Below are 14,807 nucleotides of genomic sequence, written 5' to 3' on the forward strand. Positions count from 1 at the left end.
TCCATTACCGCCATCTCTTGAATATGTTGACTTATCGTTGCTGTTCAGACTCTTCCTCCAGTAAACTGTGAAGTGCTACAAGTTGTTCTCGTCCCACATTTCCAAAGGGCTGGATGTGGGCCATTTCGTTTTCCTCATCAACAGCGTTCAAATAAACAGGTTCTCCTTCATGTGTTACTTTAATCATTTCTTCTGATTCAATGATTTCCTGCGCTCTTTTTTTATCCACCTTGACTCCTCCTCTTTTTCATTCTTCCAATAAGGTGCGTAGGGAAACTTCCAACTCATCTTGTGGCTCATCCAACGGGTAAATGCGTGCGGTTTCGTTTTGTTCATCTACATGCTGGATATATACTTGCCGGCCGTTGTATGTGACATTCGCCATCACAGGAGAAACAGATATTTCCTTCGCTCTTTCCTTTTGCATACCATCACCTCGTGCCCATAGTTTTAGTAGGGGAGCGATTATTATTCTGAGAGCGCAGTGATGAATTTGAGATGTACGTTGACAGACAATTTTGAAAACGGTTACAATCATAGTAGTCATTAGTGAATAGATGAAGAGGTTTTGTTTATGAATGAACCGAAGATCGGAAAGTTAGCTGTTTTGATTGCGACTATGGAAGAGGAAGAGCTCGCTGTATTCAAACCTAAGCTTGAAACCGTCCAATACTGTAAAGGTAAAGCTGGATCGATGAATATGCAGAAAGTGATATCATCGGTGGAAACGGCAGCAAAGCGGAATGGCATCATTGCAGAGCATGTCTATCGTGAAACGCATGCCCTTTACCACGCTATCCTCGAAGCTTTGCAAGGGGTGACCCGAGGGCAGATTGCGATTGGGGATATGATGCGTACAGTCGGCCTGAGGTTTGCGGTCGTCAGAGGGAAGCCTTACGAAAGAGAAGGAGAAGGTGAATGGATTGCTGTCGCCTTTTACGGAACGATCGGGGCACCAGTGAAAGGGCTGGAGCACGAAACGCTTGGCTTAGGAATCAACCATATATGAAATTAGTCGCCTAGAGCTATTAGTGAATAGGAGGTGACAATGGCACACGTGTGTCATTGTCACCTCTTTTTGTTTGAGGATCTTCAGGAAAAGGAGGAAATAAGATGATCGAATTGAATGGAGAAAGCTTGAAGCTTTCCGCCATAAAAAAAGTATGCATCGACGGTATGCCAGTAAGCCTCTCAGAAAAAAGTCTGCAAAAAGTGCGAAAAAGCAGAAAGATCGTAGAAGCCATCGTTTCTGAAGGGAAAACGGTGTACGGGATCAATACAGGATTCGGGAAGTTCAGTGATGTACCTATCAATGAAAAGGATGTGCATGACCTTCAGCTGCATTTGATCCGTTCACATGCGTGTGGGATTGGGGAGAATTTTCCGGAGGTTGTATCGAGGGCGATGGTGCTCTTGCGCCTAAATGCATTATTGAAAGGCTTTTCCGGCGTGCGGGAGGAAATTGTCGAGCGGTTAAGTGATCTGCTTAACATGGGAATCCATCCGGTGGTCCCGAGTCAGGGGTCGCTTGGTGCCTCAGGCGATCTTGCGCCGCTTTCCCACTTGGCGCTCGTATTGATTGGAGAAGGCAGTGTCCATTACAAGGGAGATATTGTTCCGACAGAGACTGCATATGAAAAGGAGGGTCTTCTTCCTATCGTGCTTCAAGCAAAGGAAGGGTTGGCATTGATCAATGGCACACAGGCAATGACAGCTGTCGGGTCAATTAATTTGATTGAAACCGAACAGCTTGCCTTGCAGAGTGAATGGATTTCGGCAATGACGTTGGAAGGTCTGCATGGCATCATTGACGCCTTTCACCCTGCATTGCATGAAGCAAGGGGCTATCCAGAACAGATCGAGGTGGCAGAGCGGATAAGGGAGTTGTTGAAAGACAGCAGACTGACCACAAAACAGGGGGAAATGCGTGTCCAGGATGCCTATTCATTAAGGTGCATCCCTCAGGTGCATGGTGCTTCCTGGCAAAGTATCGGCTATGTGAAAGATAAGCTTGAGATCGAAGCGAATGCAGCGACGGATAATCCATTGATCTTTGATGAAGATACAGTGATTTCAGGAGGGAATTTTCACGGTCAGCCGATAGCGATAGCGATGGACTTCTTAAAAATCGGGGTGGCAGAGCTTGCGAACATCTCAGAACGACGTATTGAACGCTTGGTGAATCCTCAATTGAATGACTTGCCACCGTTCCTGAGTGCGAAGCCCGGACTTCAATCAGGGGCAATGATCATGCAGTATGCAGCTGCATCCCTTGTCTCTGAAAACAAGACGCTTGCACATCCGGCAAGTGTCGATTCAATCCCTTCCTCAGCAAATCAGGAAGACCATGTGAGCATGGGGACAATCGGTGCGAGACACGCATCCCAAATTATCGCCAATTTACGGAGGGTGCTTGCGATTGAATTGATATGTGCAATGCAGGCGGTAGAATACAGAGGAGTTGATTGGATGGCCTCCTCGACAAGACAGCTGTATGAAGAGGTCCGTGCATTCATTCCTTCGATAACCGAAGATCGGGTGTTTGCAGAAGACATCGAGCGTTTGGCGTCCTGGTTGAAAACGAACCAGTTTGAATGGAAGGGTACGAAACAACTGATTAACGAATGAGGAGGAAGATGTATGGTGACAACCAAACGTAATGTGAAAGCGAAGAAAGGCTTGGAGCTGGAATGTAAGGGATGGGAACAGGAAGCGGTTTTGAGGATGCTTTACAACAATTTGGATCCGGAAGTTGCTGAACGACCGGAGGACCTTGTCGTATATGGCGGCATTGGGAAAGCGGCAAGAAACTGGGAAGCTTTTGATTCAATCGTCGCGACACTACGACGCCTGGAAAGTGATGAAACGATGCTTGTCCAGTCGGGCAAACCTGTTGCGGTATTCAAGACCCATCAGGCAGCACCTAGAGTATTGTTGTCGAATTCGGTTTTGGTACCGAAGTGGGCGAACTGGGAGCATTTTCACGAGTTGGATCGAAAAGGGCTGATGATGTATGGCCAAATGACAGCGGGCAGCTGGATCTATATCGGCTCCCAGGGGATTTTACAGGGAACGTATGAAACCTTTGCTGCGTTAGCGAAAAAGCACTTCGGAGGTTCATTGAAAGGTACGATCACCCTGACGGCCGGACTGGGCGGCATGGGTGGTGCACAGCCACTTGCTGTTACGATGAATGGTGGTGTCGTCATCGCTGTTGAAGTGGATCGTTCACGCATTCAGAAGCGATTGGACACGAAGTATTGTGACCGGATGACGGAATCGATCGACGAAGCAATTCAATGGGCGGAGGAAGCGAAAGCAATGGGACAGCCGTTGTCCATCGGTTTGTTAGGCAATGCGGCCGAAGTACATCACGAACTGTTGGCCCGCAGTATCAAAATCGATGTAGTGACCGACCAGACCTCTGCTCATGACCCATTGAACGGGTATATCCCTGAAGGCTATTCACTTGAAGAGGCGGCCAAATTGAGAAAACAGGACGAAGCAAAGTACGTGGAAGTGGCTAGTGCATCGATGGCGAAGCACGTCGAAGCGATGCTCTCCTTCCAGGACCTTGGCTCCATCGTGTTTGATTATGGTAATAACATCAGGCAGGTAGCGAAAGACCATGGTGTGAAAGATGCCTTTGATTTCCCAGGGTTTGTACCAGCTTATATCCGACCTTTGTTCTGTGAAGGGAAAGGTCCATTCCGCTGGGCAGCGCTATCAGGCGACCCGGCAGACATCCATCGTACCGATGAGCTGATCAAAGAACTTTTTCCTGAAAATGAACAGTTGTTGCGATGGATCGATATGGCTCAGGAGAAAGTGAGCTTTCAGGGGTTACCATCCCGTATCTGCTGGCTCGGCTATGGCGAACGGATGAAAATGGGCTTGGCCATCAATGAGCTTGTGAGAAAAGGAGAAATCTCCGCTCCAATCGTCATTGGCAGGGACCATCTGGATGGAGGTTCTGTCGCTTCACCGAACAGGGAAACAGAAGCGATGATGGATGGCAGTGATGCAGTAGGAGATTGGGCAATTCTGAATGCTTTGGTCAATACGGCAGCCGGAGGCTCTTGGATTTCCGTCCATCATGGTGGTGGCGTCGGTATGGGGTATTCGCTTCATGCAGGAATGGTTGTCGTAGCCGACGGTACTGACCTGGCTGAAGAGCGGTTGGAACGCGTATTGACGACCGACCCAGGTATGGGAGTTGTACGTCATGCCGATGCAGGCTATGACATTGCCACAAAGGTTGCAAAAGATAAACAAATCGATATTCCGATGCAGAAATAAACGAGGGGAGCAATTCTAGTGATCTACGATACTATCATTCGAAATATAGGGCAGCTGATTTTGCCAGCAACAACAGAAGGACCATTGAAAGGGAACGCGATGAAGCAGCTGGAAGTGAAGGAAGAGGCAGCTTTGGCGATTGCCGATGGAAAAATAGCTTGGATCGGCAGCAATGATGAGGCTGATCAATTAGAGGGGAAAGAAAGCATCGATGCAGGAGGGAAGCTTGTGTCCCCTGGCCTGGTCGACCCTCATACCCACCTGGTCTTTGGAGGTTCAAGGGAAAAAGAAATGGCGCTGAAGCAGGCTGGCGTACCTTACCTTGAAATCTTGAAGCAAGGCGGAGGGATTTTGTCGACCGTGCAAGCTACCCGTGAAGCTACAGAAGAAGAATTATATGAAAAAGCCCGCTTCCACCTTGAACGGATTGCTTCCTACGGAGTGACAACGATGGAAGCGAAAAGCGGTTATGGACTCGATCGAGCATCCGAGCTTAAGCAGCTTCGAGTAGCCAAAAAGCTGAATGACGCAGGGAAAATGGACATTGTATCCACCTTCCTTGGCCCACATGCCGTACCAAAAGATTATGATGGAGATTCCGAAGACTTTCTTGATGACATGATTTCAATGCTGGATGAAATCAAACAGGAAAACCTCGCTGACTATACTGATATTTTCTGCGAAACCGGTGTATTTACAGTCGAACAGTCAAAGCGGTTCATGGAAGCTTCTAAAGAAAAAGGATTTGGCGTTAAGATCCATGCGGATGAAATCGATCCATTGGGCGGCACGGAACTAGCTGCTGCAATTGGAGCTGCGAGTGCGGACCATTTGGTTGCAGCATCTGATCAGGCGATCAAGGATCTTGCAGAAAGTGATACGGTGGCGGTGCTGCTGCCGGGTACCACGTTCTATTTAGGAAAGGATGCATATGCAAGAGGACGCGAAATGATCGATAGCGGTGTGGCGGTTTCTCTTGCTACAGATTTCAATCCAGGCAGCTGTGTGACGGAAAATCTCCAGTTGATCATGTCAATTGCAGCGTTGAAGCTGAAGATGACGCCAGAGGAGATTTGGAATGCGGTGACCGTAAACGCTGCTCATGCCATTGGAAAAGGGGAGCAGGCAGGAACCATTGAAGTCGGTAAACAAGCAGATCTAGTCATCTGGAATGCACCGAATTACCATTACATTCCTTATCACTACGGAGTGAATCATAGTCAGCTCGTCATGAAACAAGGAGATAAGCTGTGGGAGCGTGAGGCAAGCCATGTCTTTTAACTATCTCCAGCCAGGTAAACCTGCAGTTTTTAAGGACCGGTTCACGACGAAAGTGACAGAGTGCATCAAGCCTTATGAATCAGGCGACCGTGGAGCAGTCGGAATCCTGGGTCTGCCAGCATCCAAGTCATCGATTTCAATGTCGATGGCCGCAGAAGCGCCACAGGCAATCCGTAAGGCGCTGGGATCCTATTCAACTTTTTCAGCGACGAAAAACCACGATTTCAAGGATGACGTACTTATCGATTTCGGTGATGTCTCCGTCCATCCGACAGATGTGGAAGCGACGTTGGACCGCTTGCATGTCAGCGTAGGAGAAATGCTTGAAACCGAGGCGTGCGAACGTTACATCATGCTGGGTGGTGACCATGGCGTCAGCTTTCCATCGATCCATGCCTTTCAGAAAAAATTCGGCAGGGTCGGTATTCTCCAGTGGGATGCCCATCATGACGTGCGTAATCTTGACGACGGCGGGCGTACCAATGGCACACCTTTCCGCAGCTTGATTGAAGGTGGAGTGATCCGTGGAGAAGATCTTGTTCAGATCGGTATCAGGGATTATTCCAATGCAGCCGCTTATGACGACTATTGCGAGGAGAAAGGCATTCACGTCTACACGATGGATGATCTTGACCAGCAAGGGATACTTCAGGTCGTTGAAAAAGAACTCCAGCGGCTGGCGGATCAAGTCGATGTCATTTATCTTTCGGTCGACATGGATGCAGTGGATCAGGCATTCGCACCAGGGTGTCCAGCCATCGGCCCTGGTGGTTTTACAAGCCGTGAGCTTTTAAGCAGTGTGCGAGCGGCGGCCATGCATGAAAAGGTGAAGGCGATGGATATCGTAGAAATCGATCCTTCGAAAGACGTTCGGGCCATCACCAGCAGACTTGCAGCACATGTCATGTTGCGCTTTATGTATAAATGATCATGGAAAGAGTGGAGATTTGTGGATCTCCGCTCTTTTTTCATGAGGAAAAAGATTGAGAATCAAGCATTTGAAAACTATACTTGAACTACTCCTTCAGATGCTGCGCAATCAATTGATACATAATGATTATTTAGAAAGAGGGGTAGGTATGGACATCACGATCGAATACACGACAACACTTGGAGAAGATGAAAAGAAAAGAGTATGGGAAATACTATGTGAATGTGACAAGGAGTTCGTACCACCGTTGTCTGCCAGAGAAAACTCGGCAGAGAATGAGCTGCTCGGGGAAGGAGCGGAGGATGCGGAACCGGTGGAACATTTTGAGGAAATGATCGAAGAGAATTTCCTGCTGGCAAAGGATCAGGCAAGCGGGGAGGTTGTCGGATTCCTCACGTTTCGCAATGGGTACGAATGTCATGAACTGAGAAACCACGCACCGAGCAATTACATCACAACCATCTGCGTCACGAAGACCTATCGCAACAACGGAATCACGAAACGATTTTATCATCATATGAACAAGGAAAACCTGCCGGAACAGGCACATGCTTCTTATGTAACGACACGGACATGGAACGGAAACGGCGCACATATCAAGGTGCTTGAGACGATCGGATTCGAAGTGGCAGAACGGCTGGAGAACCATCGCGGCGAAGGAATCGACACGATCTATTTTGCAAAACCAATGTAAAAAAAGCCCTCGGCGGAGGGCTTTTTCCTATTTTAGTGGCACGGTCTGGCAGGCGAGGCGGAACCCTTGTTCCAGCTCATTTTCCAATTTTACGTGTTCTTTAGGTGTAGGTTCGTTCACGATCTCTTGACCGGTCAGGAGTTCTACGCGGCATCGCGTGCAATTCCCTTTCTGGCATTTGAAATCAAGCGGTACATCCTGCTCGAAAGCTGTAGCCAGCAGGGATTTTCCTTTTACCGGGGTCAGCGTGTACGTCTGGTCGGCTTGTTTTACTTGGATTGTTGTATGGTCCATGTTTTTCGTCCTCTCTATGTAAGAAATCTACTTAAACTATTGTAATCTGAATCGGGGTTGAGGACAACCAGGGGGGATTTGGCGGGTTCGCTCATAAATTTGGGATTTCGCTCATAAATCTGATTTTTCGCCTATAAATCAGAAATATCGCTCACAAAACCGCAACTTTCGCTCACAAATCACAATTTTCGCCCACAACCACAAACCCACTTACCTAAGCAGCTGCTCCCGCTTACACATCTCTCTAAAAATGGAGATTGCTCTGTAAAAATCCTTGCTGTATTCCCCATCATCGGTCACCGACCAGCTGGTGGCGAGCACAGCATGGGCATAGCCCCATAGAAGCAACCGCTCACGGTCGAGGTCCAATGCTTCGACGAACAGATCGATGCGCCTCTCCAGCACCTCTGCCACCTGCTCCTGAGGCAGTTCATTCAGAAGAAACTGTATAAGATCATACTCTCGCTCTCCTATCAGTCCCTTCGGATCGATTACTGTCCACCCATTCTCACTTTTTAACAGGTTGAAATGATGGAAGTCGCCATGCAGCAAAGAAGTCTTCTTCTGAGTTTTCACCAAATCAGAAAAAATATTGTATCCTTCCTGCAAAGTTTCACAATTGATTGGACCAAGCCCATCCGCATTTTTTTCCACAATCGCTGAAAACGAAGCCTCCCTTGAGTCGATATTAGGAATATGCGGTACCTCTTCCACCGGTCGCCACAATTTTCTTACAGCATCCGCGGCAATCCTCACTCCCTCCTCATCATCATTGATGGCAGAAGCTAACGTGATTCCTGGCTTCACCCGCGCCAGCAACATGATTCCTCTATCGATATCATAATCTAATAAGGGAACGACACCTTCACCATTGAAAGCTTTCAATGTTTCGAGCTCACTCAGGAATTCTTCACTCGGAACGGAAAGCTTCAAAACGACCTCTGTCCCATCCTGCTTCACTGCCGGAGCCACATAATTGACTGACAGGTGAAAGGGTTCATGTATTTCCAGACCCCAGCGCTCCTCACAATAGCGATAAAGGGAATCAAACCCTTCGATCCACTCCCGTCCCTTCTCACCAAAAAAGTGCACGATCGTCTTTTCGAAAGATGTGGATAGCATCATCAGATTCACCTCCATAAGAAATACTTATTCATATCCATTATAAATGACGATTATTTTTATCGCTTCCGTTGATTTATGATAAAGATAACAAAAGGGAAGAGGTGGTTCTTATGAAAGATGAACGAAAAGCGAGCGTCATCCACACATTTTCGAAGCATGCTGATGCATATGTCCACAGTGAAACCCATTCGAAAGGCGAAGACTTGCCGATCATGAAAGAAAAATTGCAGCTGAAAAAAGATGATATAGCACTGGATATTGCAACAGGGGGAGGGCATGTAGCAAAGCAGCTGGCTCCACACGTCCATACCGTTTTTGCGACCGACCTGACAAAGAAAATGCTGCAGAATACCTCCGGCTATCTGACGGACTATTCCAATATCCATTACGTAGTGGCTGATGCTGAAGAACTGCCGTTTTTGGATGACTCCTTTGATGTTGTCACTTGCAGAATTGCGCCGCATCATTTTCCACACCCTGAACGATTCATTGAAGAAGTAGCAAGAGTGCTGAAGCCTGGTGGCCGTTTTGCAATGATCGATAACATCGCCCCGGAAAATGAACAACTTGCGGAATTTTATAACAGCCTTGAAAAAATGAGAGATGAGAGCCATGTCAGAGCGTTACGGATTTCCGAGTGGGAAGCGCTGCTCGCAAAAAACAATCTATCCATCTACCATAAAAGTTTGCGGAAGAAGACACTCCCATACGAAAACTGGGTGACAAGGACACTTGATGACGCAGAAGAAATCGAAAAAGTTCGAAACCATCTAGTGTCTGCGAATGAAGATACAAAAACGCATTTTCAGATTAAAGAAGAAAGCGGTAAGATAGAATCATTTGCGATAGACGAATGGATGGTGTTAAGTAGAAAGTAGTGAGGGGGGATCACTTGGATTACATTGAATATTTACGAAAAATGGTCGGCCACAGCAAGGTGATCATGGTAGTCTCTGGTGTCTTCATTTTTAACGAAAAAGGCGAAGTGCTGCTTCAGAGACGAAGTGACAACGGAGAATGGGGGCATCCAGGAGGATTCATGGACATGGGGGAGTCAGTCGAAGACACGGCACGCAGGGAAATTTTCGAAGAAACCGGCCTTCACCTTGGAAAGCTTGACTTCTTAGGAATCTATTCAGGCGCTGAACAGGAAAGAGTGCTGCCTAATGGGGATGAGGTCGCATTAGTTAAAATCATGTTCACCTGCCATGATTTCGAAGGGACTCTCGAGGCAAAAGATAGTGAATCGCTCGAGCTGAAGTTTTTTCCGCTAGATCAGCTTCCCGATTATTGGGAGAACCAGAAACACGCATTTCATGACCTTCTGTCAAAAAACGCACGCTTGAGTTATTAGGAGGGGATCAAATGGTAGATTTACGACACAAACCAGTGGTCGAAGGGGAAAAAGTCATCCTCAGACCTTTTGAGGAGAAGGATATCCCCTACATAATGGAATGCCTGGAAGACCCTGAAGTTTTAAAGCTTACTGGAAGTACTTCTGAACTGGATAAGGAAGCAACGTTAAAATGGTACAGAACAAGAAATGATCAGACAGACCGGTTGGATCTTGCTATTGTTGATAAAGCCCAAAACCATCTCGTCGGAGAAGCGGTCGTGAATCTTTACGACGAAGAAGCGAATAGCATGAACTTCCGGATTCTGATCGGACCAAAAGGCAGAGATCGTGGCTTAGGGACAGAAGCGACCCGTCTCATCGTTGATTATATATTCGACAATACCGATCTGGATCAACTGACATTAAGCGTGTATGCATTCAATCCAAGGGCCCGAAAAGTTTACGAGAAAATAGGCTTTGTGTTTGAAAGTATCGATGAAAATGACCTTGAGTACGAAGGGGAAGGCATCGACTCGATCAATATGGTATTGAAACGTGAGGATTGGCGCAATAAAAAGGAGCATCGATGAAAATTCGATGCTCCTTCTTATATTAATCTAAACGACGCCTTGCTCTTTCAATTCTTTGTACTCTTCATCTGTGAACGGTCGGGAGCGGGACAGGAACCGTTTTCCTTCGACTCCTTCGAGCGAAAACATGCCTCCGCGTCCGTCGACGACATCAATGATCAGCTGCGTATGTTTCCAGTACTCATACTGTTTTTTATTGATGTAGAAAGGGCTGCTGCCGATTTCCCCAAGCTTCACATCCTGTGCTCCCAGGATCATGTCCCCATCCGGGTAGCACATCGGTGAGCTTCCGTCACAGCATCCTCCTGATTGATGAAACATCAGGGGGCCATGTTTTTCCTTCAGTTTTTCGATCAGCTCAAGCGCTGAATCTGTGGCAGTGACACGTTCAATCATATTGAAGCCTCTCCTTTACGCCACGTTGATTTTAAAAGAAACCTAATTTCTGAGGTGCATAGCTGACGAGCAGGTTTTTCGTCTGCTGGTAATGGGACAGCATCATCTTGTGGTTTTCTCGGCCGACACCGGACATTTTGTAACCACCGAATGCTGCGTGCGCTGGATAGGCATGGTAGCAGTTTGTCCAAACGCGTCCTGCTTCGATAGCACGACCGAAGCGGTAAGCGGTGTTCATGTCGCGCGACCAGACGCCTGCACCTAAGCCGTACAACGTATCATTGGCAATTTCCAATGCTTCAGCATCGTCCTTGAATGTCGTTACTGACAGCACAGGGCCGAAGATTTCCTCTTGGAAGATCCTCATTTTATTGTTCCCTTTGAAGACGGTAGGTTTCACATAATACCCTTCAGATAAATCACCTTCCAGTGCATTTCTTTCTCCACCAGTCAGGCACTCTGCACCTTCGGATTTACCGATTTCAAGGTAGGATAGGATTTTATCAAGCTGCTCGGAGGAAGCCTGTGCACCCATCATGACGTTCGGATCAAGTGGATTTCCTGCCTTGATCGCTTCCACTCGTGCAAGTGCTTTTTCCATGAACTTGTCATAGATATCTTCATGCACCAACGTACGGGAAGGACATGTACAAACTTCTCCTTGGTTGAGCGCGAACATGACGAAGCCTTCAATCGCTTTATCAAGGAAATCATCATCTGCATCCATGACATCCTTGAAGAATATATTCGGCGATTTTCCGCCAAGTTCCAATGTAACTGGTATGATATTTTGAGATGCGTACTGCATGATCATACGACCTGTCGTCGTTTCACCAGTGAACGCAACCTTGTTGACACGATCGCTTGAGGCAAGAGGTTTTCCTGCTTCAAGTCCGAAGCCATTGACGATATTGACCACTCCAGGTGGAAGCAGGTCTTCGATCATTTCAAATAAGTATAAGATGGACGATGGCGTTTGCTCCGCCGGCTTCAGTACTATTGCGTTTCCTGCGGCTAATGCTGGAGCAAGTTTCCATACAGCCATAAGTATTGGGAAGTTCCATGGAATGATTTGACCTACGACACCGATCGGCTCGTGGAAATGGTAGGCTACCGTGTCGTTGTCGATTTCCCCGATGCTTCCTTCTTGAGCGCGGATAGCTCCGGCAAAATAGCGGAAATGGTCGACAGCCAATGGTAGATCGGCGTTCAACGTTTCACGAACAGCTTTACCATTCTCCCAAGTCTCTGCGATCGCAAGCTTTTCAAGGTTTTCTTCCATTCGATCTGCGATTCTGTTCAGAATCAATGCGCGTTCTGCGACAGCTGTTTTTCCCCATGCGTCTTTTGCGGCATGAGCGGCATCAAGAGCCAGTTCGACATCCTCTTCCGTAGAACGAGCGACCTCACAGAAAGCTTTTCCGGTGACAGGGGTTACGTTCTCAAAATATTGCCCTTTCACAGGTGCGGTCCACTTACCATTGATGAAGTTGTCGTATCGTTTTTTGAATTCTACCGGTGATCCTTCGGTGTTTGGAAATGCATAAACCATGTTCATTCCTCCTTGCTATTTTTGGAAGCGTTTACATTTTCCTGCAATCAAATAGATATGCAGGCAAGTCCAAGTCTAGCATTTTAACAGAATATTTTCAATTATTAGACAAATATAAAGATAATGACTCATCAAGCAGTTTGTAAAGGGGAAGAGGACCTGTGAAAATCAGACTGATTTCACCAGAATTCGTGTTTTTTCTACTATGTATTGAATTTTCAGAATAAAATCTGTATAACTGTATCTAAACTATTTTTCGTGGAAGGGGATGTTGGAATGAATAGACTACTAAACTATATGAACAAACATCAGGATGAGATGGTAGACGACCTGCAAAGGTTGGTCGAATCGGAATCTCCTTCCGAAGTGAAAGATCTGGTCGATCAATGTGGCCAGTTGCTGAGAGGGATGATGGAGGAGTACATAGGGGGCGAAGTGGAAGTCTATCCACAAGTTGAGCGTGGTGATCATTTCAAATTGACAGTCGGTGAAGGGGAGAAGCGGGTTCTGCTCCTTTCTCATTTTGATACGGTATGGGATAAAGGGAGACTCCCGATGAAAATGACGGACGGTAAATTTTACGGTCCTGGTGTCCTTGATATGAAAGGAGGAATCATCCAGGCGGTTTGGGCATTGAAAGCATTGAAGGAGTTGGGTGACCTTCCCGATCACCAAATCGTTTTCCTTTGTACATCGGATGAAGAACTCGGAAGCCAGACGTCGAGAGCCCTACTTGAAAAAGAAGCGGCTGCGAGTGATGCGGTACTCGTCACCGAACCACCTGTGGCAAAGACCGGAGCATTGAAAACCGGAAGGAAAGGAGTTGGCATTTATGATCTGATCGTCCATGGGAAAGCGAGCCATGCCGGCAATGACCATGAATCTGGAAGGAGTGCCATCAAAGAATTGGCTCATCAGGTCATTCGTCTGGAGGAAATGACAGATTACGAAGTAGGAACCACCGTCAATGTAGGTGTCGTACAAGGTGGGACAAGGATGAACGTCGTCTCCGAATACGCCGAAGCAAAAATCGATTTCCGTGTGAAGACGGCAAAGGAAGCCGAGCGGATGGTTCAAGTAATGGAGGAGATTAAACCTATTACCGAAGGAGTTCAGGTTGAAGTGAGGGGAGAGCTTAACCGACCACCGATGGAACGGACGGATGAAATTGGTGCATTGTTTACAAAGGCTAAGGAGGCGGCAGCTGAAATGGGCTTCGAGGTGGATGAGGCTCAGGTCGGCGGCGGAAGCGACGGGAACTTCACTGCGATGATAGGAACACCAACGATTGATGGGCTCGGTGCACTTGGTGAAGGTCCTCATGCAGAGCATGAGCATATCGTGTTGGATGAGTTACCTAAGCGGGCAGCGATGTTAGCGGGGCTGTTACAAAAAATCTAGCAGCCTTTTGACTGGTTCGGTAAGATAGGTAGAAAAGGGGGAGTACGATGACAGGATTAACGGAAAATTTGTATCAATATGATGAGACGAATGAACGGATCGTGTGTCATATCATCGATGCTGAGGGAAGTCTGAACCGGATCAGTGAGCTGGAAAGAAAGCATCAGCCTGGTAAAACGATCATTTACGGTCTACCTGAACATAAAACTGCGCTTGAACCAGCGGGGTATCGTCAGGAAGGGAAGATCAGCGGTTTCTTCAATGGACAGGATAGTGTTGTTTATACGAAGTTTCCTGATCCGGATCGCGCAAACACGATCTTGGATGAAGAAGTTTCGAAGTCGATGAGCATCGTTGAACATGACACGACGACCTACACCAATCCGGAGCTTCCGGCAGACTTCCACTTGGAGGTTGCTACAGAAGAGGATATGGAGGCAGTAGCATCACTCTATGATCGCGTGTTTGAAAATTACCCGACCGGAGTGCGTGATCCATCTTACTTAAGAGAGAAAATGGGTGATTCCTATTTTTTCGTGGTCGTCAAAGACGGCGAGAAAGTAGTGTCGGTTGCTGCGGCGCTTGTGCGGCCAAGATTCAATTGTGCGGAAATCACAGATTGTGCCACAGACCCGAATTATCGAGGGCATCGACTGCTGTATCCGATTGTGATAAAACTGGAAGAACTGCTGATTGATAAAGGCATCCATACGATGTATTCGATGACTCGGGCTTTGTCTCCGGGCATGAACCTTACTGTGAAACGCCTTGGTTACACGTTCGAAGGCCGACTGGTCAATAATTGTCGGATCGCAACAGGATTGGAAGATATGAATATTTGGACGAAAGTGAACGGCTAGGGTGCGTGTGCCCTGGCCGTTTTTTGAGTTTTGATTAGAAAGAGGGGC

17 protein-coding genes are annotated in these 14,807 nt (G+C 47.2%); 11 read left to right on the forward strand and 6 right to left on the reverse strand.

Annotated features, from left to right (window positions below; genetic code table 11):
- Window positions 1-31: 31 nt before the first annotated feature.
- The gene (locus ACFQ2J_RS11570) at window positions 32-229 is read right to left on the reverse strand and encodes an H-type small acid-soluble spore protein (protein ID WP_386060331.1); all 198 of its coding nucleotides are present in this window, start codon (window positions 227-229) and stop codon (window positions 32-34) included.
- Window positions 230-247: 18 nt separating this feature from the next.
- Window positions 248-427: a small acid-soluble spore protein H gene (locus ACFQ2J_RS11575; RefSeq protein WP_386060334.1), complete on the reverse strand. Its 180-nt coding sequence runs from the start codon at window positions 425-427 to the stop codon at window positions 248-250.
- A 147-nt stretch (window positions 428-574) separates the two neighbouring features.
- Between ACFQ2J_RS11575 and hutP the strand changes: the two genes are divergently transcribed.
- The 6 genes from hutP to ACFQ2J_RS11605 all read left to right on the forward strand — a co-directional run bounded on the left by hutP (window position 575) and on the right by ACFQ2J_RS11605 (window position 7,205).
- Window positions 575-1,009: a hut operon transcriptional regulator HutP gene (hutP, locus tag ACFQ2J_RS11580; protein ID WP_386060336.1), complete on the forward strand. Its 435-nt coding sequence runs from the start codon at window positions 575-577 to the stop codon at window positions 1,007-1,009.
- A 104-nt stretch (window positions 1,010-1,113) separates the two neighbouring features.
- Entirely contained in the window at window positions 1,114-2,628 is a 1,515-nt protein-coding gene (gene hutH / locus ACFQ2J_RS11585) for a histidine ammonia-lyase (RefSeq protein WP_386060339.1), read from the forward strand.
- A gap of 12 nt (window positions 2,629-2,640) precedes the next feature.
- Window positions 2,641-4,299, forward strand: a complete 1,659-nt coding sequence (hutU, locus tag ACFQ2J_RS11590) for a urocanate hydratase (RefSeq protein ID WP_386060342.1) — start codon at window positions 2,641-2,643, stop codon at window positions 4,297-4,299.
- A gap of 21 nt (window positions 4,300-4,320) precedes the next feature.
- A complete protein-coding gene (hutI, locus tag ACFQ2J_RS11595) occupies window positions 4,321-5,580 on the forward strand; it encodes an imidazolonepropionase (RefSeq protein ID WP_386062478.1) in 1,260 nt (419 codons plus the stop codon).
- Window positions 5,570-6,508 carry a formimidoylglutamase gene (hutG, locus tag ACFQ2J_RS11600; RefSeq protein WP_386060345.1) on the forward strand — a complete coding sequence of 313 codons (939 nt, stop codon included), beginning with the start codon at window positions 5,570-5,572 and terminating at the stop codon, window positions 6,506-6,508. The genes hutI and hutG overlap by 11 nt, the downstream gene beginning before the upstream one ends.
- A gap of 55 nt (window positions 6,509-6,563) precedes the next feature.
- Window positions 6,564-7,205: a GNAT family N-acetyltransferase gene (locus tag ACFQ2J_RS11605; protein ID WP_386060347.1), complete on the forward strand. Its 642-nt coding sequence runs from the start codon at window positions 6,564-6,566 to the stop codon at window positions 7,203-7,205.
- Between the two features lie 27 nt (window positions 7,206-7,232).
- Here the strand turns inward: ACFQ2J_RS11605 and ACFQ2J_RS11610 are convergent, their stop codons facing one another.
- A complete protein-coding gene (locus ACFQ2J_RS11610) occupies window positions 7,233-7,499 on the reverse strand; it encodes a 2Fe-2S iron-sulfur cluster-binding protein (protein WP_386060349.1) in 267 nt (88 codons plus the stop codon).
- A 210-nt stretch (window positions 7,500-7,709) separates the two neighbouring features.
- Window positions 7,710-8,624, reverse strand: coding sequence for an aminoglycoside phosphotransferase family protein (locus ACFQ2J_RS11615; protein WP_386060352.1), 915 nt, complete (start codon window positions 8,622-8,624; stop codon window positions 7,710-7,712).
- Between the two features lie 110 nt (window positions 8,625-8,734).
- Between ACFQ2J_RS11615 and ACFQ2J_RS11620 the strand changes: the two genes are divergently transcribed.
- From ACFQ2J_RS11620 to ACFQ2J_RS11630, 3 genes are read left to right on the forward strand one after another with little or no spacing between them, the layout of a single operon-like run.
- Complete coding sequence (locus tag ACFQ2J_RS11620) at window positions 8,735-9,502, forward strand: class I SAM-dependent methyltransferase (RefSeq protein ID WP_386060355.1); 768 nt, start codon at window positions 8,735-8,737, stop codon at window positions 9,500-9,502.
- 14 nt (window positions 9,503-9,516) lie between these two features.
- Window positions 9,517-9,978, forward strand: coding sequence for an NUDIX hydrolase (locus ACFQ2J_RS11625; RefSeq protein WP_386060357.1), 462 nt, complete (start codon window positions 9,517-9,519; stop codon window positions 9,976-9,978).
- Window positions 9,979-9,989: 11 nt separating this feature from the next.
- Window positions 9,990-10,550, forward strand: coding sequence for a GNAT family N-acetyltransferase (locus ACFQ2J_RS11630; protein WP_386060360.1), 561 nt, complete (start codon window positions 9,990-9,992; stop codon window positions 10,548-10,550).
- Window positions 10,551-10,577: 27 nt separating this feature from the next.
- Here ACFQ2J_RS11630 and ACFQ2J_RS11635 read toward each other — a convergent pair whose 3' ends face one another.
- Window positions 10,578-10,946: a DUF779 domain-containing protein gene (locus ACFQ2J_RS11635; RefSeq protein ID WP_386060363.1), complete on the reverse strand. Its 369-nt coding sequence runs from the start codon at window positions 10,944-10,946 to the stop codon at window positions 10,578-10,580.
- A gap of 31 nt (window positions 10,947-10,977) precedes the next feature.
- Window positions 10,978-12,498: an acetaldehyde dehydrogenase ExaC gene (gene exaC / locus ACFQ2J_RS11640; RefSeq protein ID WP_386060365.1), complete on the reverse strand. Its 1,521-nt coding sequence runs from the start codon at window positions 12,496-12,498 to the stop codon at window positions 10,978-10,980.
- A 276-nt stretch (window positions 12,499-12,774) separates the two neighbouring features.
- On the opposite strand from exaC, the gene ACFQ2J_RS11645 reads away from it, so the two are divergent.
- Together ACFQ2J_RS11645 and ablB are read left to right on the forward strand one after the other, a co-directional pair.
- A complete protein-coding gene (locus ACFQ2J_RS11645; RefSeq protein WP_386060367.1) occupies window positions 12,775-13,899 on the forward strand; it encodes a M20 family metallopeptidase in 1,125 nt (374 codons plus the stop codon).
- A gap of 47 nt (window positions 13,900-13,946) precedes the next feature.
- Window positions 13,947-14,759 (forward strand): putative beta-lysine N-acetyltransferase, encoded by an 813-nt coding sequence (ablB, locus tag ACFQ2J_RS11650; protein ID WP_386060370.1) that lies wholly within the window; start codon window positions 13,947-13,949, stop codon window positions 14,757-14,759.
- The last annotated feature ends 48 nt before the right edge of the window (window positions 14,760-14,807 follow it).

Origin of the sequence: Thalassobacillus hwangdonensis (assembly GCF_042675915.1) — a bacterium.
In the GTDB taxonomy this organism is placed as follows: domain Bacteria; phylum Bacillota; class Bacilli; order Bacillales; family Halobacillaceae; genus Thalassobacillus_A; species Thalassobacillus_A hwangdonensis.